This window comes from Afipia birgiae 34632 (assembly GCF_000308295.2).
Taxonomy (GTDB): Bacteria; Pseudomonadota; Alphaproteobacteria; order Rhizobiales; family Xanthobacteraceae; genus Afipia; species Afipia birgiae.
The window spans coordinates 698,792-719,795 of the sequence record NZ_HG326652.1 but is presented as its reverse complement, the minus strand read 5'-3'; the positions used below and the strand labels follow the sequence as shown (position 1 = coordinate 719,795).

23 protein-coding genes and 1 tRNA gene are annotated in these 21,004 nt (G+C 61.7%); 7 read left to right on the top strand and 17 right to left on the bottom strand.

Features of this window, described 5'->3' with window-relative positions; genetic code table 11:
- Positions 1 to 35: 35 nt before the first annotated feature.
- The 4 genes from BN32_RS03430 to BN32_RS03415 all read right to left on the bottom strand — a co-directional run bounded on the left by BN32_RS03430 (position 36) and on the right by BN32_RS03415 (position 2,836).
- Positions 36 to 842 carry a YdcF family protein gene (locus tag BN32_RS03430; protein ID WP_019196705.1) on the bottom strand — a complete coding sequence of 269 codons (807 nt, stop codon included), beginning with the start codon at positions 840 to 842 and terminating at the stop codon, positions 36 to 38.
- 44 nt (positions 843 to 886) lie between these two features.
- Complete coding sequence (locus BN32_RS03425; protein ID WP_019196704.1) at positions 887 to 1,705, bottom strand: aldo/keto reductase; 819 nt, start codon at positions 1,703 to 1,705, stop codon at positions 887 to 889.
- Positions 1,706 to 1,776: 71 nt separating this feature from the next.
- Entirely contained in the window at positions 1,777 to 2,088 is a 312-nt protein-coding gene (locus BN32_RS03420; protein WP_019196703.1) for a helix-turn-helix domain-containing protein, read from the bottom strand.
- A gap of 112 nt (positions 2,089 to 2,200) precedes the next feature.
- On the bottom strand, positions 2,201 to 2,836 hold the full coding sequence (locus BN32_RS03415) for a hypothetical protein (protein WP_040425405.1): 636 nt from the start codon (positions 2,834 to 2,836) through the stop codon (positions 2,201 to 2,203).
- A 358-nt stretch (positions 2,837 to 3,194) separates the two neighbouring features.
- Here BN32_RS03415 and BN32_RS03410 point away from each other — a divergent pair, with 358 nt between their 5' ends.
- Positions 3,195 to 3,974 (top strand): polysaccharide deacetylase family protein, encoded by a 780-nt coding sequence (locus tag BN32_RS03410; protein WP_040425922.1) that lies wholly within the window; start codon positions 3,195 to 3,197, stop codon positions 3,972 to 3,974.
- A gap of 82 nt (positions 3,975 to 4,056) precedes the next feature.
- Positions 4,057 to 5,226 carry a polysaccharide deacetylase family protein gene (locus BN32_RS03405; RefSeq protein ID WP_019196700.1) on the top strand — a complete coding sequence of 390 codons (1,170 nt, stop codon included), beginning with the start codon at positions 4,057 to 4,059 and terminating at the stop codon, positions 5,224 to 5,226.
- Positions 5,227 to 5,245: 19 nt separating this feature from the next.
- On the opposite strand, the gene BN32_RS03400 is transcribed toward BN32_RS03405, so the two are convergent.
- The 6 genes from BN32_RS03400 to BN32_RS03380 all read right to left on the bottom strand — a co-directional run bounded on the left by BN32_RS03400 (position 5,246) and on the right by BN32_RS03380 (position 9,158).
- On the bottom strand, positions 5,246 to 6,418 hold the full coding sequence (locus BN32_RS03400) for an MFS transporter (protein ID WP_019196699.1): 1,173 nt from the start codon (positions 6,416 to 6,418) through the stop codon (positions 5,246 to 5,248).
- A gap of 54 nt (positions 6,419 to 6,472) precedes the next feature.
- Entirely contained in the window at positions 6,473 to 7,840 is a 1,368-nt protein-coding gene (locus BN32_RS03395) for an NAD(P)-binding domain-containing protein (protein WP_019196698.1), read from the bottom strand.
- Between the two features lie 48 nt (positions 7,841 to 7,888).
- The gene (locus BN32_RS03390) at positions 7,889 to 8,203 is read right to left on the bottom strand and encodes an ArsR/SmtB family transcription factor (RefSeq protein ID WP_019196697.1); all 315 of its coding nucleotides are present in this window, start codon (positions 8,201 to 8,203) and stop codon (positions 7,889 to 7,891) included.
- 167 nt (positions 8,204 to 8,370) lie between these two features.
- Positions 8,371 to 8,520 (bottom strand): hypothetical protein, encoded by a 150-nt coding sequence (locus tag BN32_RS27200; protein WP_019196696.1) that lies wholly within the window; start codon positions 8,518 to 8,520, stop codon positions 8,371 to 8,373.
- A gap of 199 nt (positions 8,521 to 8,719) precedes the next feature.
- Positions 8,720 to 8,804: transfer RNA gene (locus BN32_RS03385), tRNA-Leu, on the bottom strand.
- Between the two features lie 111 nt (positions 8,805 to 8,915).
- Positions 8,916 to 9,158, bottom strand: a complete 243-nt coding sequence (locus BN32_RS03380; protein ID WP_040425918.1) for a FliM/FliN family flagellar motor switch protein — start codon at positions 9,156 to 9,158, stop codon at positions 8,916 to 8,918.
- A gap of 60 nt (positions 9,159 to 9,218) precedes the next feature.
- On the opposite strand from BN32_RS03380, the gene lipB reads away from it, so the two are divergent.
- Both lipB and BN32_RS03370 read left to right on the top strand, forming a co-directional pair.
- Positions 9,219 to 9,926: a lipoyl(octanoyl) transferase LipB gene (lipB, locus tag BN32_RS03375; protein WP_019196694.1), complete on the top strand. Its 708-nt coding sequence runs from the start codon at positions 9,219 to 9,221 to the stop codon at positions 9,924 to 9,926.
- A 62-nt stretch (positions 9,927 to 9,988) separates the two neighbouring features.
- On the top strand, positions 9,989 to 10,483 hold the full coding sequence (locus tag BN32_RS03370; RefSeq protein ID WP_019196693.1) for a tetratricopeptide repeat protein: 495 nt from the start codon (positions 9,989 to 9,991) through the stop codon (positions 10,481 to 10,483).
- Between the two features lie 64 nt (positions 10,484 to 10,547).
- Here BN32_RS03370 and BN32_RS03365 read toward each other — a convergent pair whose 3' ends face one another.
- Positions 10,548 to 10,976: a tautomerase family protein gene (locus BN32_RS03365; RefSeq protein WP_019196692.1), complete on the bottom strand. Its 429-nt coding sequence runs from the start codon at positions 10,974 to 10,976 to the stop codon at positions 10,548 to 10,550.
- A 112-nt stretch (positions 10,977 to 11,088) separates the two neighbouring features.
- On the opposite strand from BN32_RS03365, the gene BN32_RS03360 reads away from it, so the two are divergent.
- Positions 11,089 to 11,943: a LysR family transcriptional regulator gene (locus tag BN32_RS03360; protein WP_019196691.1), complete on the top strand. Its 855-nt coding sequence runs from the start codon at positions 11,089 to 11,091 to the stop codon at positions 11,941 to 11,943.
- A gap of 7 nt (positions 11,944 to 11,950) precedes the next feature.
- On the opposite strand, the gene BN32_RS03355 is transcribed toward BN32_RS03360, so the two are convergent.
- The 3 genes from BN32_RS03355 to BN32_RS03345 are packed head-to-tail and all read right to left on the bottom strand — an operon-like array spanning position 11,951 to position 15,157.
- Positions 11,951 to 12,250 carry an acylphosphatase gene (locus BN32_RS03355; protein WP_019196690.1) on the bottom strand — a complete coding sequence of 100 codons (300 nt, stop codon included), beginning with the start codon at positions 12,248 to 12,250 and terminating at the stop codon, positions 11,951 to 11,953.
- A gap of 17 nt (positions 12,251 to 12,267) precedes the next feature.
- Positions 12,268 to 13,134 (bottom strand): isocitrate lyase/PEP mutase family protein, encoded by an 867-nt coding sequence (locus BN32_RS03350; RefSeq protein ID WP_019196689.1) that lies wholly within the window; start codon positions 13,132 to 13,134, stop codon positions 12,268 to 12,270.
- Positions 13,135 to 13,141: 7 nt separating this feature from the next.
- Positions 13,142 to 15,157, bottom strand: coding sequence for an acetyl-CoA carboxylase biotin carboxylase subunit (locus BN32_RS03345; RefSeq protein WP_019196688.1), 2,016 nt, complete (start codon positions 15,155 to 15,157; stop codon positions 13,142 to 13,144).
- A 168-nt stretch (positions 15,158 to 15,325) separates the two neighbouring features.
- Here BN32_RS03345 and BN32_RS03340 point away from each other — a divergent pair, with 168 nt between their 5' ends.
- Positions 15,326 to 17,170, top strand: a complete 1,845-nt coding sequence (locus BN32_RS03340; RefSeq protein WP_040425402.1) for an alkaline phosphatase family protein — start codon at positions 15,326 to 15,328, stop codon at positions 17,168 to 17,170.
- Between the two features lie 29 nt (positions 17,171 to 17,199).
- Here BN32_RS03340 and BN32_RS03335 read toward each other — a convergent pair whose 3' ends face one another.
- The gene (locus BN32_RS03335; RefSeq protein ID WP_019196686.1) at positions 17,200 to 17,796 is read right to left on the bottom strand and encodes a hypothetical protein; all 597 of its coding nucleotides are present in this window, start codon (positions 17,794 to 17,796) and stop codon (positions 17,200 to 17,202) included.
- Positions 17,797 to 18,179: 383 nt separating this feature from the next.
- Here BN32_RS03335 and BN32_RS03330 point away from each other — a divergent pair, with 383 nt between their 5' ends.
- The gene (locus tag BN32_RS03330) at positions 18,180 to 18,839 is read left to right on the top strand and encodes a peroxiredoxin (RefSeq protein ID WP_019196685.1); all 660 of its coding nucleotides are present in this window, start codon (positions 18,180 to 18,182) and stop codon (positions 18,837 to 18,839) included.
- A gap of 58 nt (positions 18,840 to 18,897) precedes the next feature.
- Here the strand turns inward: BN32_RS03330 and BN32_RS25930 are convergent, their stop codons facing one another.
- Both BN32_RS25930 and BN32_RS03320 read right to left on the bottom strand, forming a co-directional pair.
- Positions 18,898 to 19,182 (bottom strand): DUF2177 family protein, encoded by a 285-nt coding sequence (locus tag BN32_RS25930; RefSeq protein WP_430641878.1) that lies wholly within the window; start codon positions 19,180 to 19,182, stop codon positions 18,898 to 18,900.
- Positions 19,183 to 19,209: 27 nt separating this feature from the next.
- Complete coding sequence (locus BN32_RS03320) at positions 19,210 to 20,946, bottom strand: methyl-accepting chemotaxis protein (RefSeq protein ID WP_019196683.1); 1,737 nt, start codon at positions 20,944 to 20,946, stop codon at positions 19,210 to 19,212.
- Positions 20,947 to 21,004: the final 58 nt, after the last annotated feature.

Genomic DNA, 21,004 nt, shown 5'->3' with positions numbered 1-21,004 from the left:
GTCCGAAAACCGGTGCCCACTTTTCGGGGTCATGCCTAATTGGCTTTGCGCGGCCCCGGAAACAGCTCGCTGCTGCGACCTGTCGCCCAATAGGCGATCAGTCCGACCCACTCGTGAGCGGCGACGTCAGTGCGGGCGAGCCCCGCGCTTAATGTCGTAAAGGGCATCGTGGCATCGCTCCAGCCGCGCGTGCGCCAGTCCACCGGATGGGCTTCCACATCGAACCCCGCTTTTCGGAACGCGCCGATAGAGCGCGGCATGTGGAATGCCGAGGTCACGAGCAGCCAGCGCTCGCCTGGCTGCGGTGAAACCAGCTTGCGTGTGGAGGCCGCATTCTCGGCTGTGGTGCGGGAGCCGCTTTCCAGCACGATGCGGGCACGCTGCGTCCCGAAGTCCTCCAGCAGATCACCGGCAATTGGCGCTTCTGGCACAGGTTCTTCGAGCAGATTCGGGCTACCCCCGCTAAACACAATACGCGCTGAAGGAAAGCGGCGCGCAAGCTGCAGCATCGTGACGATCCGCTCGGCTGATGCGTCCATCTCGAGCGATCCCCGCGCCTGGCTATGCTCGGGATCTATCGAGCCTCCAAGGACGACAATGCCGTCCGGCGTCCGACCTCCCGCGCTCCACGCAGGAAAACGTTCGGTCAGCGGCAGCAGCAACAGATTGCCGAGTGACGAGTAGCCGCAGACCAGCAACAGCACGACGCCAGCAGCAAGAATGCGCGATCCGGCTTTACGGAAACGCGTCGCGAGCAGCACGGTACCCAGCGCGCAGAGTATCGCCACCGCGTTCGACGGCACAACAAAGAAACCGAGTATCTTGGACAAGGTGAAAAACATGAACGTCCTGAATGGGCGATCATCACGGGAAGATCAAGACGCCCTCAATCCCATTTGGGTGCGAAACCGAAATCGGTGATGCGGCCGCCGCGCGTCCCCATCGCAAAGATCTCGCCCATTTCATCATCGGTCAGGTTGAAATCGAAGACATCGAGATTCTCCGACAGGCGCTCGACTTTTGATGTGCGCGGAATCGCGACCACGTCTTGCTGAATCAGCCAGCGCAGGCAGACCTGTGCCGCAGTTTTTTCATAACGCGCGCCGATGCGGTTCAGCGCCTCCGCATTCTTGACCCGCCCTTTTGCGACCGGGCTGTATGCGACAAGCGCAAGGCCGTTGGCGCGACAGGCCGCCAGCACCTTATGCTGCTCCAGATAGGGATGATACTCGACCTGATTGCAGACCAGCGGCGCCGCAGCCTTTGCGACCGCCTCCTCCATCAGAGCCACTGTGAAATTCGACACCCCGATATTCCGGGTGAGACCAAGCTTCCGGGCCTCGACAAGCCCGCCCAGCGTCTCTTCCAGCGGCACCTGCGGATTAGGCCAGTGCAACAGAAGCAGATCGATGTCCGTCATGCGCAAACGCGCGAGGCTTTCCTTGGTCGATCGCAACAGATCATTTGGGGCGAAATGCGTCGTCCAGACTTTGGTCGTCACGAACACATCGGAGCGCTTGATGCCGGAGGCGCGCACTCCCTCGCCGACCTCACGTTCATTCTCATAGACCTGCGCAGTGTCGATATGACGATAGCCGAGACGCAATGCCTGTTCGACAAGACGCGCGCAAGCGCGCCCACGCAATTCCCATGTCCCGAGACCTATCGCCGGAATGCTGGCGCCATTCGCCTCAACCGTCTGCATGTCATGCCTCAGCGCGTCTTCCCGTCGTTGGACTCTGTGGAGATACCGTGAGCCGCACAGCAGCGGTTCAATCACTCCCTTCGCGCGAGCGCGGCAAAAACCATGTCAGGCTCATGCGCAATCACAGTCAGCAGCGCCCGCGCCGGCCCGCGTGGCGAGCGCTTGCCCTGCTCCCAGTTACGAATGGTCTCAAGAGGAACGCCGAGACGCGTGGCGAATTCGGCTTGCGTCAGTTTGGCGCGAAGGCGCAGATCGCGCACGGCTGGCACAGCAGTCGCTTTGAGCAATGGCGCGCTGTCGGGCATGTCGGGGACCAGCGGCGTTTCCCGCCCGTCCAGCAGCTCGACAATCCGCCCATCCGCCTTCAGCCGTAGCCGCTGCATGTGCACCCCTCCGCAGTTCAGGAGGGTCGGCCCAACGTGGTTAATCGCAGGTTAACAAAGAAGCCTTGCCGTCCGGAAAGTCGATCCCTCCGGACGGCTTGAGCCGGTAAGGCTATCGCATGCGGGCGGTGGCTTCGCGCCATGAACGGCGTCCGCCACCGTGGGCGAACCGCAGGCCCATTTCGCGGCCGCCGCCTGGATCGTAAGAAATATGGACGTGCTTCACCCGCCCTGCGTCGGTCGAGTAGCCGCCATCCCAGCCCTTGAGTTGCGCGTAGATGCAGCCATACGGACCGCGCACGTCGACGGCCTTGCCTTGAGCATGGAGCGACATCCGTCGCGTCCCCGCGATCCGCGTATGCCGGATGCCAGAGATCGCGTGCGTGCCCGGACATGCTGCCTGAATCGACGCGAGCTTGGCCTGCAACGGGCCGACGAGGCCTGAGGAGTATCCTTCCGATGCATGGGAGGCGCGTTCGGCCACTCGCGGTGACCGCTCAACGTTGCGCTGCGCGCGCTCAAGCGCCCGCTGCTGCCGCCTGCTCAAGCGAGGCGCGGCCGATTCCGCCGTGAAATATGCCGGTGCGGATTTGCGCTGGCTGCGCTGACGCGCGTGGACCGGATTGTCGACTCCGATGCATGGCATCGTGATGTTGCATTCGGGCGAAACCGCCGGCGTGCGAACGCGCGCTTCGGCGATTGACGACAACGCGCAAAGCGCCGCCACAGCGGTAACTGTTCTAATCAAAATTCTTAACTCCGGAGATTTTGCGTCGGGCCGGCCACGCACGGCACATCGCCCTGATCGCGATATTGTAAAAAGCCGCTGAAACATAGGCGTTTCGCGGCAAGCGACTCAGCGTGTTTTATTGGGGCAGATGGCGATAATGAGGCACAGATGTGGCCAGCGACCCGCTGAGCGCAGGGAACCTATGCGAAAAACGGGCAGCGTGAATCGTCATTGGAAGAAGCACGCCGCCAATAAGACTGTATCAGCGCAATCGAAGTCTGCCGAATTGCGTGTGCGTTTCCGCCATTGCGTAATCGACATAATCGAACGCAATGCTAAATGTGCGGCGCGCGAATATCGCATCCGGGAATTTGTCATGATCGTGCCTAGAATCGTGCTGCTCTCTCTCATCGCGTCGATATCGGTAGCCAACGCCGCCGACTGTCCGCGCAAGGACGCGCTCGGCACCTCCCGTGTCATGACGGTCGACCCGCGGGCATTTCCGCGTGTCGGCTTCAAGAGCTTCCCGCAATCCCTGCCACTGGCAGACAGGGAAGTCGTGCTGACGTTCGACGACGGCCCCTTCCCGCCGACAACGGCAAAGGTCTTGGCCACACTGGCCAGCGAATGCGTTCAGGCAACATTTTTTCTGATCGGCAGGAACGCAGAAGCCAATCCCGACATCGTCAAACGGATTGCAACTGCTGGCCACACCATCGGCCATCACACATGGTCGCACCGGCCACTCGATCGGATCGGCGAGTCACAGGCGATCGAGGAGATCGACCGCGGGATCGCTGCCGACGAAATGGCGCTGCACGGCGTAGCCCGGCGAATACCCTCCACGCCATTCTTCCGCTTTCCAGGCTTCGCCTCAACGCCCTCCCTGTTGAGCAGCCTTCAGTCACGCGGGATCGCGGTTTTCGGCGCGGATCTGTGGGCCAGCGACTGGAATCCCATGACTCCGGAGCAGCAATTGAACCAGTTGATCGAACGCCTCGACAACCGGGGCAAGGGGATCATTCTTCTCCATGACACCAAGGCACAGACAGCCAAAATGTTGCCCGCGTTCCTGCAACATCTCCGGCGCAACGGCTACAAGGTCGTTCATCTGGTCGCGCCGCGGCCGGTCAGGAGTTCCTTGAATGACCGATAGCTTCCGGGGCGCCCGAATTAATACGCTGTTCACAGACCTGACGGTAAGCCCGTCAGTCTCACGCCGTGCCCACAGGTTTTCAATGCGCCGAACCACCTCCGGAATCCGCACCGCGATCCTGACGACGGTCATCACTGCCGCAGCTTGGCTCGGCACCCCGCCGGCTCACGCTGCAGACTGTCCCGGCAATCCAACTGCGCTCGGCACGTCGCGCACTATTGTCGTGGACCCGAAAGAGCACCCGCGTATCGGCACCATGCAGTATGGCGAAACGCTGCCGCTCGAAGACCGCGAAGTGGTCCTGACCTTCGACGACGGTCCGCTTCCGGCTCACACCAATGCCATCCTCGACGCTCTCGCCGCACAATGCGTGAAGGCGACGTTCTTCGTGGTCGGCCGCATGGCCAAAGAGTTTCCGCAGGGCGTTCGGCGCATCCACGACGCCGGGCACACCATTGGCACGCACAGCGAGAACCACCCGTTCCAGTTCGGCAAGCTGCCACCCGAGCGCATGACTGCCGAAATCGATGACGGCATTGCCCACGTGGCCGCTGCCCTCGGCGATCCCTCGCTGCTTGCGCCGTTCTTCCGCGTTCCCGGGCTGCGCCGGAGCGCCTCGGTCGAGGCGGCACTCGACAGCCGCGGAATCATGAACTGGAGCGCCGATTTCCCCGCTGACGACTGGCGTCGAATTTCGCCGGCACAGGTTGCCCATTTCGCACTGTCGCGGCTTGAGGCAAAAGGCAAAGGCGTTCTGCTGCTACACGACATCCAGGCGCGAACCCAAGCCGCCCTGCCCGTGATCCTCCAGCAACTGAAAGAGCGCGGCTATCGCATCGTTCACGTCGTTCCCGCGACACCGGACCGGCCAAAGACCATCACCGACCCCGCTCAGTGGGTTCCGTACTGGATCCACGGCCCGAACGTTGCCGCGAAAACGCCGGGCGGCTTCATGTTCGGCGCGGCAGACACTCCGCCGCATGACGCTCCGCGATCCATCCGTTCGGTCTGGCTAATGCAACAGAAGCAAGCGGGGCGAATGTCTGTCGTCATGTTGCAGACGCCGCCCAACATGCCGCTCTCCAGCAAGACCCGGCGCACTGACATCTCCGCCGCGGGCAGACATCGGAGCCTGGCACGCCTTCCGGGCAGCCACCCGGTGCGGGCCAGCAATGGAACATTCCGGCCGCTCACGGCGCCGATCAAGACCGGCAGCCGCACGGATGCACCCCTCGGGCCGAATATCCGCTGAGCGCCGGCGGGCCCGGAGGCTAACTGGATTGCGCGGGCGCCCGCCGTGACCAGGAGAGCGCCAGAGGTCCAAGCATGATTCCGGCGGCCAGCAGGACAAAGGCGGCGGTCCATGCGGACGCGCTGGCCGGCCCACCGGCAACATCGAGCGCCATCCCAACGCCCCATGATCCCAAAGCCGACAGGCCAAATCCGACCGTCGAATGCATCGCCATGGTGGCGCCGCGATAATCCGGATTTGCCGCCATGGTCATGCCGGAGGTCAACGCGCCGGAGTCGGCAGGAACCGTCAGTGCATACAGGGCGATGAGCGGCAGCAGAATCCACGGCGACTTGTCGGCAGACAATCCAATCGCCAAGGCAACACCGGCCGACGCGATCATGATGGCCATGATCGCACGATGGCGACCGAACTTGAGCGCCATCTCGTTGCCTAAAATGCTCGCCGGCATGGCTATGATCGAAAAGGCGACACTGACGGCGACCGGCGACAGGATCGCAGAGCCGGCATTCTGCATGGAGACAAACGTCCAGAACGCAACGAGCCATGTCCGGATGCCGTAGAGCTCAAAGCAATGCGCACCGTAGCCGAGCACATAGCCCATGGCCGGTCTGTTGCTGATCACAGGAGCGAAATCGAGCAGTCGCCCCGAGGCCGGTTTTGGCGCCACGGGCCGCAGAAACAGGCATACCGCAATCATCGCCAGCGGGCCCACCGCGGTAACGACAAACGCGCTGCGCCAGCCCCAGCGTTCCGCGACAAGCTGCGAGACCAGGAAAGAAAGTCCGACACCGAACGAGAAAGCCGACGTGTAGAAGGTCACGGCACGCGATGAATCGCCGGGCGCCAGCCGGTCGGTCAGCGCCTTGAGGCCCGGCATGTAGGCTCCGGCAAAGCCGATGCCCGCGATGCCCCAGATGGCCGCCCCTGACCACAGTCCTTGTGCGAAGACCCCGAACATCATCGTCGCGAACGCACTGAGCAGCGATCCGGCAATAAGGATCGTGCGGGCGTCGATGCGGTCGGTTAGCGTGGCAAGGACCGGCACGGCGAGCATGTAACCGGCGGCATAGGAGCCCGCCAGAAGCCCGGCTTCGGCGCCGCTGAGACGCCATTCGGGAATGAGAAACTGCGCGAGCACGGACGGCACAACAACGTGCGGAAGCAGGCTCCCGAGTTGCGCCAGACACATCGCCCAGATCACCGGGCGCCCTTCCAGTCTCTTCACTCCCAGCACCTGTCGATACTAGCCGCAACCACAGCCGGATTTGCCATCCTGCTTTGCCGCAGCATCGTCCACACAGCAAGCATCGACGCCCGCCGGTGCGGTTCCTCCGCAGCAGCTGCCTCCGCCCGCGCCAGCCGCCGGTGCGCGACTGCACACACCCGTTTCAGGCAGGACAAGTTGAACCCGATTCGCGGCCTCGTGATCACCGGCAATCTCGGCTGCGATGGAGCGGACCTGCTCGTACCCCGTCAGCATCAGGAACGTTGGCGCTCGCCCATAAGACTTCATGCCGGCAAAATAAAATCCCGGCTCGTCCTGCGCCAGTTCGCGCGCGCCGTGAGGCCTGACCGTCCCGCAACTGTGCTCGTTGGGATCAATCAGTGGCGCCAGTGCAACCGGACATTCAATCGCGGGGTCGAGCTGAATCCTCAATTCGCGAACAAAGCTCAGGTCTGAACGAAACCCGGTCGCGACGATCAGTTCGTCGGCGATGACATTGCGGCCGCAGCAGGCAGAGCCGCCGCCGATCCGCAAACCATCCTTGTCCGCGCTCAGATGCGTCACGCGAAAATCCTTCTCGACCCGGATGTCTCCAGCGGCGACCAGCGCACCGAACGCTGAACCAAGCTCGCCACGGGCGGCGAGCTTGTCGTTGGCGCCGCCGCCGAAGGCTTTTGCCGGATTGTCACCACGCAGCAGCCAGATGACCTCCATCCCCGGCGACTGGGCCTTGAGCCGGGCAAGTTCGGTCAGCGTTCCGATGGCGGAATGGCCCGCGCCAAGCACGGCGACCCGTTTTCCAGCATAACGCTGACGATCGGCTCCCCATACGTCGGGCATGCCGTAAGCAATCCTGTTCTGGTTTTCCCGTTCGCCGATGGCACTCAGCCCGTTGGCGCCGGCAGGATTCGGGGCATGCCATGTGCCCGACGCATCGATGACGGCGTCAGCGCGTATCGTCTTCGGCCCCTGACCATTCTGGTAGCGGATTTCGAACGGTGCCGCCTCCCGGCCCCCTGTCTTGAGCTTGTCGAATCCGACACGGCTGATGTCCGTCACACGACTCGACGTGTGAATATGCGGCTTGAGTTCAGTCCTCTTGGCGAGAGGCTCCAGATAGAACTCCAGCAGTTCGCCACCGGTGGGATACTGATCGGGTGCCGGCGAATTCCAGCCGGTCGCGGCAAGCAGGCGCTGTGCAGCGCCGTCGATATTGTACTCCCACGGCGAAAACAGCTGGACGTGCTGCCACTGACGCACGGCATGGCCAATGTCGGCACCGGCCTCCAGGACAATCGGGGTCATCCCCCGCTCAAGGACGTGTGCGGCTGCGGCAAGGCCAACAGGCCCTGCCCCGATCACGGCCACTGCCTTTGCGTCACTCATGATCTTCTCCCATCAAACTAGAATTATCGAAATAACAGCCGCAAAGAATCAGGCCGCGGTTTTTGCATCCTTGCACTCGGCATCCGCGCAACACTCGGCCACGAGGAAATCGACCAGCTCCTGCATCACCGTGTAGTTCGCGTGGCAAACCAAGGTCGTCGACTCGCGGACCTGGGTGACCAGGCCGACCACAACCAAAGCCTTGATGTGATGCGACAGGGTCGAAGGCGCGATTTTCAGCTTGTCCTGCAAACGCCCCACCGGCATCCCGGCATCGCCCGCGCGAACAAGCGCACGATAAATTTTGAGCCGGGTCGGATTGCCCAGAGCTTCCAGGCGAGCGGATGCATCGTCGAGTTTCATGACCTTACATTCCTGCTCTTACATGCCGAAGTCAACTATATTTCTAGAATTATCGAAATATGGATTATGGTGCGAAGGTCTCAGAGGGACTTACAGCAATCGCTGCCCGTCGTAATGAGTCGGGGCCGCTGCATCGCCAAATACTTCGACCGCCGAAAAATTTGGCCTCAAACGTTGAATTGCCAAATCAGCAGAACGACGCCAGCCACTGCCGCACAACTCAGGCCCCAGCTGGCGACATACGCAGCCTCGTCAAGACCGGCGTCATTCATGTCTTCGGCCGGGCTTCCGAACAGCTGATGCCAATGATGAGCCATAGCAGCCTCCAATATTAGGGAGCCTGTGGAGATAATGCCGAGTTTCCCCTGTAGTTCCGCTCCGTCAGATGCAATCGCGACCGCGACGCGGTGAAGAAGCTGGCAAGGGCCGAAACGGACACATCTAATTCCCTCACCTACGCACGGCGTGCGGGCGCGAGAGCCGAAAGCTGAATGATTTCAAAGCTATTTTTTGAGGTGGTGCGCTCGGAGGGACTCGAACCCCCACCCTGTTACGGACTGCCACCTCAAGGCAGCGCGTCTACCAATTCCGCCACGAGCGCTAAAAGATCGGCCCCGGATTCACACCCGGCGCGGGATCAACCGGCGCCCATGTAACAAATCGAAGATGGTGGGACAAGGCCTTGGAGCAGCTTAGTCAAAGGCTTCCAAGACTATCTGTGGTCAGGCGTCCGGGGCAGCATTTGCTTGACTTCGACCGCGATCCGGTTGCGGTTGACGACCACCACACCGCTGGCAACCGGCAGGTTGTTGGCGAGCACCTTGACCTCGTCCTGCTCGGTCGCATCCAGTTCTATGATGGCGCCGCGGCTCAGCCGCATCACCTGATGGACCGGCATCGAGGTGGTTCCGAGAACCACCATCAGATCGACAGAGACGTTATCGAGGGTTGGCACTTTGACATCCGCATCCACAAATGAACGATAGCTTCAGATCACCACGGTTATGGTTACCCAATGGTTAATGTGCTCCAGGAGCGCCGCGAAGACCCTGCCCTGACGTCATTTTTCGCCCGATCCGGCCCACCCGCCGAGTGGCTGGTAACGGATTCGCCGGTGGCCTATCCCGAAGCTATCGACATCATGGAAAAGCGGGCGGCGGACATTGCCGCCGGCCACGCGTCCGAGCTTGTCTGGCTGTTGGAGCACCCCCCGCTGTACACGTCAGGAACCAGTGCAAAACCCGGTGACCTGATCGATGCACGCTTTCCGGTGTTCTCCACGGGCCGGGGTGGGCAATTCACCTATCACGGTCCCGGGCAGCGGGTGGTCTATCTGATGCTCGACCTCAAGCGCCGCCGTCCTGACGTCCGCGCCTATGTGGCCAGCCTTGAGCAGTTCACGATTCGCGCCCTCGCCGCCTTCAATGTCCGCGGCGAACGGCGCGAGGATCGTGTCGGCGTCTGGGTGGCGCGGCCTGAAAGAGGCCCTTCCCACGAGGACAAGATCGCCGCAATCGGGGTCCGCCTGAAGCGCTGGGTCTCGCTGCACGGCATCTCGATCAACGTCGAGCCGGATCTCACGCACTTTTCGGGTATTGTCCCGTGTGGCGTCGAAGATCCCAGCTACGGCGTCACCAGCCTTGTCGATCTCGGTCTGCCAGTCACGATGCACGATGTCGACGTTGCCCTGAAGCTGGCGTTCGAGGACATCTTTGGCGCCTGAGCGCTGCGCACCGCCCTGCCAGTGGACGCCGCCCATAGGGTGATCGGCAACGGATTCTCGATTTGGAAGGAAATCTCAACGCCGCCACGCAGGCTTGCCGCCAGATTCTTGATATCGAACCAAATCATGCGGATGCGTCGCAGCTGCTGAAGAAGCTCGACGCCGAGCGGCATCGCGCGGTACCGCCCGATATCACCGTGGCCAAGAGCCACCATCAGCGCGGGCAGATCGCGGAAGCGGAAAAGGCGTATCGGGCCATCCTGCAAGCAGAGCCGAAACACCCCGATGCGATGTATCTCCTTGGCGTAGCATTACTCCAGCAACGCAGATTCGAAGCTGTCGAGCAGCAGCTCCGGCTCGCGATCAGCCTGCAGCCGAACGTTGCAATGCTCCACTACAACCGGGGTCTCGCCCTCCAGCAACTCGGACGGCATCAGGAGGCGCTCACCAGCTTCGATTCTGCTCTCGCACTCAAGCCTGACTATGATTTGGCCCTGGCTCAGCGGAACAGTATTTTGAAGATTGTTCCGCACATCGGCGTCGATCGAAGTCTCTGAAGCAGAGACCTTCGAGGAGATCCTTGGAGTCCTCGAAGGTGCTGATCATAAGTTGGGGTCTACCTCAGGCTGCGGCGCTGCGCGGCGCGCTCGCCAGCTTGCCGGCGATATAGCGGCGTTCCTGGGTCAGGCCGCCGAACCCGTAAGCATCCGAGCGCGCATCATGGACGTAGATGTAGCTCTCGTTGTGCAGCGGGCCGAGCAGGTCATCCATCCGCTTGAATGTTGCTGCGATGAAGTCCGCCTTCTCGTCCTTGCTGTTGGTTCCGTCGGAGATGTGAATATCGACCCAGACGCTGGCCAGCTTTTGCTCGGCCAGCGATTGTCCGCCGGCGAACCAGTCGGCCGCATCCACGGATTGCACGATCACCGCGGTGACCTTGGGGTCCTTGTGCAGGATGTCCGCCGAGAGCTTGGTGACAGCAGCCGCGATATCGGCTTTCAGCGACGGAGCGTGACGGTGTGACGTGTACTGGACGTTGATGAGGGGCATGGACGTTCTCCTGAAATTGCGCGGGCAACGCATGGAGAGAAACTAGACCCTGGCGCATCATCTTGGTATCTTATGATATCAGATAACAATCATAACGATCTGTGATTATAAAATGAACGCCCTTGATATCCCGACCGTTCAGGCCTTCCTGCTGGTGGCCGAGTTGCAGAGCTTTACCCGCGCCGCCGAGGCGCTCGGCACGACGCAGGCTGGCGTCAGCATGAAGCTCCAGCGCCTCGAAGCCACGCTTGGAAAGCGGCTGGTGGAGCGCTCTCCCCGCGCGGTCCGCCTGACCGCCGACGGCGCAGCGTTTCAGGACAATGCCCGCGCACTGATCGCCGCCCACAACCGCGCGCTATCGGGGTCCATTCCGGTGAGCCAGCAACTGACCCTTGGCATCAGCGACCACGCCGCGGGCCCCGAACTGGTGCCCATTCTCGAAAAGCTGCGCGGCGCGGCGCCCTCACTGACACTGGCGGTGACCATCGATTTCTCGCGAACGCTGCTGGACGCTTTCGATGGCGGCGAACTTGATGCGGTTGTGGTGCGTCAGGAAGGAAGCCGGCGCGGCGGGGAAAACCTTTGCACCGATGACTTCGGCTGGTTCGCCTCGCCCGGATTCCACTGGGCCAAGGGCGAAATGCTGCGTGTCGCAACGCTGGCCTCGCCATGCGGAGTCCGGGCCACGGCAGCCCGAGTACTCGACAAGGCTGGCGTCAAATGGAATGAAGCTTTCATTGGTGGAGGAGTGACGGCTGTCGCCGCCGCTGCATCCGCAGGACTGGCGGTCGCACCGCTTGCGAAGCGGATCGCGCCCGCCGGCACGGTCGATGTCGGACCGGCGTTCGGATTGCCCCGGCTCAGCCCATCCAAAGTGATGCTCTATTCCCGCGTCAGCGACGCATCGAAGCGGTCTGCGCTACGCATTCTCGCGGCGACCTTCCGCAAGGAAGCCAGCGCGAAATAATACCGCATCAGATCGTTGGCAGAACCGAGAAGCGCTCACCGGTCGCGCGCAGTTTCAACATGTCTTCGCCAGCCGGTTCGTGATCGATCGCGGTCACGCGCGCCATGCCGGGCCCGTGCTGACATTTTTCGATCAGCCCAGCCACATCGGCTTCGGAACCGGAAAGCACCGCTTCCACCGTGCCGTCCCTGCGGTTGCGCGCCCATCCGGCGAGCCCCCGCTCAATCGCCTCGCCCTCGATCCAGGCGCGGTACCCCACGCCCTGTACCCTCCCTCGAACGATGATGTGGCGGATGATGTCGCTCATCACACTGGCCTCGTGGTCTAGTTCTTAAGCCCGAGGAAATTCTCGTTGCGTATCTTCATTTCCGCGCTGCGCATCACGCGGTTGGTCAACTCGGCTGACGGCAGTCCCTTCAAATCCTTCGGTGCAACGCCATCGCGCAACGCTCTTTGCGTTTCATAAACAGCCTGTATTGCCGCGGCGATCGGCTGATGCCCCTGATTGGCGACGCGCACCCGCTGGCTCGCCAAAAAAGCCATATCGGCAAGTTCGCCATCGGCGCTCCCCATGATAATGGGTAGTTTCGTTGCGGCGGCGATAGCCTGAAGCTCAGCACGGGTTTTCAAGCCGGTGAAAAACAGCGCATCGACGCCTGCAGCCTCATAGGCCCTGGCACGCGCAACCGTATCGTCGATGTTGGTGATGGACGCCGCGCCCGTACGGCCAACGATCACCAGCGACAGATCGGACCGGCCATCGAGCGCCGCCTTCATCTTGCCGACACCTTCGTCAATCGGGATCACCTGCGGTTTGGCTTGTCCATAAGCCTGCGGCAGCAGCGTGTCCTCGATGGTGAGACCAGCAGCGCCGGCGGCCTCAAGCTCCTGCACCGTGCGCCGAACATTGAGCGCGTTGCCGTAGCCGTGATCGGCATCGACCAGCACCGGGATGTTTCCGGCGCGGCAAATGCGCCGCACCTGCTCGGCGAGTTCCGACAGCGTGATCAGGAGCAGATCCGGATCGCCGATGATTGTCAGCGACGCCGCAGACCCGCCGAGCAGACCGAGTTCGAACCCGACGTCTTCAGCGATGCGCGCCGAGATCGGATCGTACACCGAGCCCGGCTTGATGACGTCCTTGCCCGACAGGATGGCCCGGAATGCTTCGCGCTTTTCCTGCGGGACCATTTCACCCTCACGCAAATTCGAGGATCAGTGCATCCACCGCCAATGTCGCGCCCGGCGTGGCAGCGATTTTCTTCACGACACCATCGCGCTCTGCACGCAGCACGTTCTGCATCTTCATTGCCTCGATGACCGCAAGCGTCTCGCCCGCCTTGACGTCCTGACCTTCGGTTACCGCGATCGAGATCACGAGGCCCGGCATCGGACATAGCACCTTCTTGCCGGTGTCGGCGGCTGACGTCACCGGCATCAGGCGCGCGGCGGTGGCTTCGGTTTCCGTAAAGACCTGCACAGGCAGTTCATAACCCTGATAGGCCAGCCGGAAGCCGTTCGGCATCGGCCTCACCTGCACCGCGACAGGATGACCGGCGATGGTGCCCTGCCAGACCGGATCGCCGGGCTTCCAGTTCGAGAGCAGCGTCACGGGCTGACCAAGGTTTCCATCGGCAGCAACCAGGCGAACAACGATCCCCTCGCCATCACGCGCGATTTCAAGCTGAACCTCGTTGCGATCAAGCCAGACCGAACGGCGGCGTTCACGCGACACGGCGCGGCCATTCAACTGACCGGAAATCTGCCGCTTGCGCTCGCCCAGAATGTGATCGACGGCGGCACCGACCGCGGCGATGCGATGCGCGGTCTCGCCTTCCGGCGCGCGCGGGCCGAAGCCCTTGGGAAACTCCTCGGCGATGAAGCCGGTCGACAGATTGCCCTCGCGCCAGCGCGGATGGTTCATCAGCGCCGACAGGAACGGAATGTTGTGGCGGATGCCGTCGATATAAAACGAATCCAGCGCCTGTGATTGCGCCTCAATGGCGGCGGCGCGCGATGACGCATGGGTCACCAGCTTGGCGATCATCGGATCGTAATAGATCGAAATCTCGCCGCCTTCCTGCACGCCGGTGTCGTTGCGCACGGTGATGTCGTCTACCTTGCTCTCCGCGGGCGGGCGATACTTCACCAGCCGCCCGATCGACAGCAGGAAATTCCGGAACGGATCTTCCGCATAGACGCGGGACTCGACCGCCCATCCGGTGAGCGTGACATCCTTCTGCGCCAGCGCGAGCTTCTCGCCGGCCGCGACGCGGATCATCTGCTCCACGAGATCGATGCCGGTGACGAGTTCGGTCACCGGATGCTCGACCTGAAGCCGCGTGTTCATTTCGAGGAAGTAGAAGCTCTTGTCCTGACCGGCGACAAATTCCACAGTTCCCGCGGAATCGTAATTGACGGCCTTTGCCAGCGCGACGGCCTGCTCGCCCATCTTGCGGCGGGTGGCTTCATCGAGCAGCGGCGACGGGGCTTCCTCAATCACCTTCTGGTTGCGGCGCTGGATCGAGCATTCCCGCTCGCCGAGGTAGATGACGTTGCCGTGCTTGTCGCCGAGGATCTGGATTTCGATGTGGCGCGGATCGACGATGAATTTTTCGATGAAGACGCGGTCGTCTCCGAACGACGCCTTCGCCTCGGCCTTGGCGAGGTTGAACCCCTCCTCGACTTCGGATTTCGAATGCGCGATGCGCATGCCCTTGCCGCCGCCGCCGGCTGACGCCTTGATCATGACGGGATAACCGATCTCGTCGGCGATTTTGACGGCATGCACGCCGTCCTCGATCACACCGAGATGGCCGGGGACGGTTGATACCTTGGCCTTGGCCGCCGCCTTCTTCGACTCGATCTTGTCGCCCATCGCGGCGATCGCGCCGGGATTGGGACCGATGAACACGATACCCGCCGCTTCGAGCGCGCGCGGAAACGCCTCGCGCTCGGACAGAAACCCGTAACCCGGATGCACCGCCTCCGCGCCGGTCTGGCGACAGGCCTCGACGATCTTCTCCATGACGAGATAGCTCTCGGCGGCCTGCGGCGGTCCGATGAAGACGGCTTCGTCGGCCATCTCGACATGGAGCGCGTCGCGGTCCGCATCCGAGTACACAGCGACAGTCTTGATGCCCATCCGGCGCGCGGTCTTGATGACCCGGCAAGCGATTTCGCCGCGATTGGCGATCAGTATCTTTTTGAACATGGGATTTGACTTGATCTTCTTGTCTTGAGGGCGGGACCGACCCCGGCCGGGGCACCTATTTGGCATGCGCCGGGGATTGTAACAATTCCGTTGTACAGGGAAACTACACCTGCCCTGGCCTTCGGCTTATCGGCTCAACCAGAAACTGGCCGGGTACGGGAAACCCCAATGCGCTGCACAATCCTATTGTCGGCCACCTGCGCCCTCGCCTTGTCGAGCATCACGGCTTTCGCCCAAAATGAGCGCCCTCGCAACCTCATTCTCTTCGTGCCGGACGGTATGCGGGCGCGGATGGTGAAGCCGGAAACCGCCCCGGCCATGGCTGCATTGCGCGACAAAGGCGTCAATTTCGCCAATCCGCACTCGCTGTTCCCGACCTTCACCACCGCCAACGCGTCCGCGATGGCCACCGGCCACTATCTCGGCGACACCGGCGATTTCAGCAACACGATCTATACTGGCTATCCGGTGGCGCACGCCAACGGAACGGTCGTGCCGTTCCTCGAGAACAACGCGGTCCTGGCCGAAGTGGACGAGCACTTTGGCGGCGACTATCTCAACGAAGAAACCGTCCTCAAGCTCGCGCGAGAAAAGGGATACAGCACAGCGGCGCTCGGCAAGGTCGGCCCTACCCTGATATTCGATCACACGGATCGTGCCGACCGATCGGGGCTGCATTCAATTGTGATCGACGATTCCACCGGAGGGAAAAACGGCGTTCCGCTCTCGCAGGAAATGCAGGACGCACTGACCAAAGCCAATTTGCCGCTGGTGACACCCTCGCGCGGTGAAAGCGGCAAGGCGGGAGATTTCAAGACGCCGGGCCCACGCGTCGTCAACATCGAACAGCAGGCCTACTTCGCCGATGTCGCCACGAAAATCATTCTGCCGATGTTCAAGGCGCGCAACAAGCCATTCGTGCTGGTGTTCTGGTCACGCGATCCGGACGGCGCGCAGCACAACCACGGCGACAGCCTGAACACGATCACGCCCGGCATCAACGGCCCCACCTCGCTTGCAGGTATCAGGAACGCCGACAACAATCTCGCGCAGCTCCGCAAGGCGCTCGACGAGCTTGGCCTGTCGGCAAGCACCAACATCATCGTCTCTGCCGATCACGGTTTCTCGACCATCTCGAAGGAAAGCAGGACCAGCCCGTCGACCAGGATCACCTATGACGACACGCCGAAAGGCTTTCTGCCCTTGGGCTTTCTGGCGATCGATCTTGCGAAGGCGTTGAACCTTCCGCTGTTCGATCCGAACGACAAGAATGCGCGCGTTCCCGATAATGCCCATCCGCGGGCCGGCAACGGTCTGCTCGGATCGAATCCTGAAAAGCCCGACGTTGTAGTCGCGACCAATGGCGGCTCGGATTTGATCTATCTTCCGGGGAAGGATCGCAAGCTCGCCGGCCGCATCGTCAAGGCGCTGCTTGAGCAGGATTATGTCAGCGGCATTTTCGTCGACAACGATCTGGGACGCTTTCCCGGAACGCTGCCTCTGTCGGTGCTCAGCCTGCGCGGCAAGGCCGTGACGCCGCACCCGGCGATTGTTGTCAATTTCCGGTCCTACTCATCCGGCTGTGACGAGCCGACGGTATGCTCGGTTTCGGTCGCCGACACAGTGCTGCGGCAGGGCCAGGGCATGCACGGCAGTTTCAGCCGCGGTGACACCATGAACTTCATGGCGGCGATCGGCCCGGATTTCAAAACCGGCTACACCGACACCCTTCCGGTCAGCAACGCCGATGTCGGGGTCACCGCCGCGAAGCTTCTCGGCCTCGACCGCAAACCGAAAGGCGCGCTGGTTGGCCGGGTGCTGACGGAAGCCATGCCCAACGGCGTCTCGCCCAAGGGCTTTACCGGAACGATCACAGGCAAGCCTGCCGCCAATGGCTTGCGCACGGTGCTGCAATTCCAGCGCGTGCTGGATCAGCGCTATTTCGGTGCTGCGGGATTTCCGGGGCGGACGGTCGGCCTTCCGGAGACAGTCAAAACAGCAGGCGCAAGGTAGCGACTGCCGCTTTGACGTAAGAGCCTGCCTTACATTCCGAGGTCGAGGAAGTTCGGCAGCGTGTGGGCCAGCGGCAAGGTCGCCGCGCCGATCAGGGTAGCGACCAGCCGCATCAGCGCGCGATTGTTACGGCGCGTGCCGCGCATCTGCTTTGCGATCCATTCCAGCACCTCGGTGTTCACACCGACAGCCGTGGTGGGCGCCCAGCTCTCGATCGAAGTGTCAGGTGACAGCGCAACGGAGCGCGGCGGAACCGGCAGGCCGGAAGCCGCTGCAGCATGATGCACGATCGCCTTGGCGAAAAGATCGTCGAAACGGCCATCGTCGCTGCGCTCGGTCGCGGCCTTGTTGATCTCGAACAGGGTCTCAGCTTCGGCGCGGCTGACCGGCTGGTTGGTGTTCGCCGCAGCGGTCAGGATCCGTACGCACCAGGCGGCGTCATCCGCATCCAGCGCCCTGGAAAAATGAACCCGCCCAGCGGTGGTGGGCCCCTCGCCCGTGATCACGCCATCGCGCACGAAAGCGAGCGCGTAAGCGGACACGTCGCGGTCGGCAATGGAGCCGGTTTCGATTTTCCGGATCAGTTCGGAAAGCGGTGCGTTCGAGGCGATCGAGGCGGACGTCATGTTACTTTTCTCTTTTTGTGTCCCGCAGCATTTTCATGCGGGTGTAAACGAAGCGTTAATGAAGCGATTCGGAGCACGCTTCTTTCTCTTATGGTTGCGGATTGGTCGCAGTGACCGCCCGCGAGGTTCACCAATGACAACGGGAACCGGCGGCGTTGCGGCGCATCAAAGTCAAATTCGGGGCATAGCGAAAAAGTGAGCAAACACCGGAGAAGGCATTACATTTCCGTAATCCGCAGGAAGGCAGCAGGGATTTTCTGAAGCATGGCGGTGCGCGAGAAGGTTATTGCCCTTTTCGCTACACGGTTTCGTTTCCGGATCTTCGCCGCTATATCTCCACCGCGAGATTTTCTTCGCAACTCTAGGTACGTGAGGGCAAAGACATGACAATTCAGATTGGCGCGGAGGCGCCCGATTTCGAGGCTGACACCACCGAGGGACGCATCAAGTTTCACGACTGGATCGGCAACAGCTGGGCCCTGCTGTTTTCGCATCCCAAGGACTTCACCCCCGTCTGCACCACCGAACTCGGGACGCTGGCGCGGCTGAAGCCGGAGTTCGACAAGCGCGGCGTCAAACTGATGGGCCTGAGCGTCGATCCAGTCGAGAACCACACCAGGTGGGGCGACGACATCAAGGAGACGCAGGGATTTGCGCCGAACTATCCGATGATCGGCGACACCGATCTCGCGGTGGCAAAGCTCTACAACATGCTGCCGGCGAGCACGTCGGGCGACGCCAACAGCCGCACCGCTGCCGACAATGCCACGGTGCGCACCGTGTTCGTCATCGGCCCGGACAAGAAGGTGAAGCTGGTGCTGGTCTATCCGATGACCACCGGGCGCAACTTCGACGAAATCCTTCGCGTGATCGACTCGTTGCAACTGACGGCGAAGCATCGCGTCGCCACCCCTGCTGACTGGAAGCAGGGTGAAGACGTCATCATCGCCGGTTCGGTCACCGACGACGAGGCCAAGACGATTTATCCGGGTGGCTGGAAATCGCCGAAGCCCTATATACGGATCGTTCCGCAGCCGAAATAACGGCAACAACACCGCAAGGAAAAGGGACGCGCCGCGTCCCTTTTTTTTGTCGCTGCGGTCAAATCCGTGGCATCGGCCAGTTTGCAATCAGCAGCCCCGGAGTGGACGACATCGCCGTGACGAACGTGCCCCACGCAACATCCACAAGCACCACCGGCCACGTCCAGTGCTTGCAGCGACAGCGACGTTGCAGCGACAGCGACGTCAGTTCGAACGTCACGTAACAGAACAAGCCGAACGGCACGCCATAGAGAAGCGTCGAATGCCATTCCGCTTCAACTGATCCTCCCGGACGGCAATCGCGTGTAGCAGGAACTACGCACGATTTCCGATCCGATTGCACTTGCGGTGCAATCCAGACGAACAAACCTCAGGCCGCTCTCACGCCCTCGAGAAAACGCCCGACCTCAGCCTGGAGGTGCAGGCTTTCGCCGCTCAGAACCTGCGCCGATTTGAGGATATCGTCCGACGTCTCGCCGGTCCGGTTCGCGCCGTGAGCCACTTCCCCGACATTGGCGGCGACCTCGGTTGTCACGCTCGCGGCAGCCTGAACGCTTTTGGCGATTTCCTGCGTCGCTGCCCCCTGCTGATCCACCGCAGCCGCAATCGATGTGGCAATCTTGTTGATGTGTTCAATGGTCTGCCCGATAGCCTTGATCGCGGAAACCGATTCCTGTGTCGCAGACTGCATGTTGACGATATGGCTGCTGATCTCGTCAGTAGCTTTCGCGGTCTGTCCGGCCAGAGTTTTGACTTCCTGGGCCACCACGGCGAAACCTCGTCCAGCCTCGCCTGCCCGCGCCGCTTCAATGGTCGCATTGAGCGCAAGAAGGTTGGTTTGTTCGGCAATCGACGTGATGAGTTTTACGACATCGCCGATGCGGTCGCCCGCTCTAGACAGTTCCGCCATCCGCTCATCGGTGGCGGCGGCCTGCTTCACAGCATTGGCGGCAATTCCGTTCGATTCCTGAACCCGGCGACTGATCTCGGCGATAGAACTGGTGAGTTCCTCTGATGCCGCAGCCGCGTTGCGGACATGTTCTGATGCCCGCGTCGACGCATCGGCGGAGGCCCTGGAAAGATGCGCCGTACTGCGCGCGGTTTCTGTCAGATTGCGCGCGGCGCTTTCGAATTGGCCCGACGAGTTCATCACCTTGTCGATGATGCCACCGACGGTGGACTGGAATTCGTCCACGAAGCTTTGCAGTTCAGCCTTTCGGCGCTGCACGGCCTCTGCTTCGGCGGTCTTTCGCTCCGCTTCGAGCCGGCGGCGCTCAAGCGAGTTCGCCTTGAACACACCGATGGTCCGGGCAATGGACCCGATCTCGTCGTAGCGATCGACGTGTTCGATCGTCACGTTAGGCTTGCCTTCCGCGAGCGCCGTCAACGTATCCGTGACGGACCGGAGCGGACGCGTCACACTGCGCACGATCAACATCGTCAAAGCGAGCACCAGCAGCGCCCCGATCACCGCAGCAATCGTCATCATCGTCATCGCGTGCCGGAGCATGGCATCGAGCGGCGCCGTTGGAATTCCCACGTAGAGAATTCCGATGATCTTCCCGGCGGCGTCAAACACGGGCTGATAAGCGGTCATGAAGCTGTTGCCGAACAGCACGGCGGGTCCTTTGTAGGCTTGGCCGTTTCGGATGACCGCCTGCGCCGGATGATCCGCCGCCAATTGGGTCCCGACGGCGCGGTCGCCGTTCTCCTTCTTCACGTTGGTGGTCCTGCGGACGAACTGCCTGGTCGCCTCATCGTAAACAAAGACCGTGGCGTTTCCGCCGACATAGGCCGTCGCACGATCGACCGTCTTGTGATCCTTGAAATCCGGCATCGCCGGAATCTCGGCCCGGCTCACGTTCCCGTCCTTGATCGCGATCTTGGCGTCGCCATAAGTCTCGGCGAATGCGAGAGCCAGTGTCCGAAGGCTGGTTTCGATGTCGGATTTGCCTCTGGCCTCGAACTCCGAACTCAGCGACCAATAGGCCGCCCCCACCACCATCGAGGTGGTTGCAGCGATCAACACCGCCGCACAGATTGTTGCCTTGGTTCCGAGCTTGAATTTCAGGAAACTGAAAGAATTCTTCCCCAACCCGAGTGCCATCGCGTCGTCTCCGAAAATGCTTTCCGATCAAAATCGGCAAATTTTGACAGTATATATT

What these genes read in the sequence shown, in the direction of transcription:
- BN32_RS03430 (WP_019196705.1), bottom strand. Translation starts at nt 842, where the DNA reads ATGTTTTTCACCTTGTCCAAGATACTCGGTTTCTTTGTTGTGCCGTCG.
- BN32_RS03425 (WP_019196704.1), bottom strand. Translation starts at nt 1,705, where the DNA reads ATGCAGACGGTTGAGGCGAATGGCGCCAGCATTCCGGCGATAGGTCTC.
- BN32_RS03420 (WP_019196703.1), bottom strand. Translation starts at nt 2,088, where the DNA reads ATGCAGCGGCTACGGCTGAAGGCGGATGGGCGGATTGTCGAGCTGCTG.
- BN32_RS03410 (WP_040425922.1), top strand. Translation starts at nt 3,195, where the DNA reads ATGATCGTGCCTAGAATCGTGCTGCTCTCTCTCATCGCGTCGATATCG.
- BN32_RS03405 (WP_019196700.1), top strand. Translation starts at nt 4,057, where the DNA reads ATGCGCCGAACCACCTCCGGAATCCGCACCGCGATCCTGACGACGGTC.
- BN32_RS03400 (WP_019196699.1), bottom strand. Translation starts at nt 6,418, where the DNA reads ATGTGTCTGGCGCAACTCGGGAGCCTGCTTCCGCACGTTGTTGTGCCG.
- BN32_RS03395 (WP_019196698.1), bottom strand. Translation starts at nt 7,840, where the DNA reads ATGAGTGACGCAAAGGCAGTGGCCGTGATCGGGGCAGGGCCTGTTGGC.
- BN32_RS03390 (WP_019196697.1), bottom strand. Translation starts at nt 8,203, where the DNA reads ATGAAACTCGACGATGCATCCGCTCGCCTGGAAGCTCTGGGCAATCCG.
- BN32_RS27200 (WP_019196696.1), bottom strand. Translation starts at nt 8,520, where the DNA reads ATGGCTCATCATTGGCATCAGCTGTTCGGAAGCCCGGCCGAAGACATG.
- lipB (WP_019196694.1), top strand. Translation starts at nt 9,219, where the DNA reads ATGGTTAATGTGCTCCAGGAGCGCCGCGAAGACCCTGCCCTGACGTCA.
- BN32_RS03365 (WP_019196692.1), bottom strand. Translation starts at nt 10,976, where the DNA reads ATGCCCCTCATCAACGTCCAGTACACGTCACACCGTCACGCTCCGTCG.
- BN32_RS03360 (WP_019196691.1), top strand. Translation starts at nt 11,089, where the DNA reads ATGAACGCCCTTGATATCCCGACCGTTCAGGCCTTCCTGCTGGTGGCC.
- BN32_RS03355 (WP_019196690.1), bottom strand. Translation starts at nt 12,250, where the DNA reads ATGAGCGACATCATCCGCCACATCATCGTTCGAGGGAGGGTACAGGGC.
- BN32_RS03350 (WP_019196689.1), bottom strand. Translation starts at nt 13,134, where the DNA reads ATGGTCCCGCAGGAAAAGCGCGAAGCATTCCGGGCCATCCTGTCGGGC.
- BN32_RS03345 (WP_019196688.1), bottom strand. Translation starts at nt 15,157, where the DNA reads ATGTTCAAAAAGATACTGATCGCCAATCGCGGCGAAATCGCTTGCCGG.
- BN32_RS03340 (WP_040425402.1), top strand. Translation starts at nt 15,326, where the DNA reads ATGCGCTGCACAATCCTATTGTCGGCCACCTGCGCCCTCGCCTTGTCG.
- BN32_RS03335 (WP_019196686.1), bottom strand. Translation starts at nt 17,796, where the DNA reads ATGACGTCCGCCTCGATCGCCTCGAACGCACCGCTTTCCGAACTGATC.
- BN32_RS03330 (WP_019196685.1), top strand. Translation starts at nt 18,180, where the DNA reads ATGACAATTCAGATTGGCGCGGAGGCGCCCGATTTCGAGGCTGACACC.
- BN32_RS03320 (WP_019196683.1), bottom strand. Translation starts at nt 20,946, where the DNA reads ATGGCACTCGGGTTGGGGAAGAATTCTTTCAGTTTCCTGAAATTCAAG.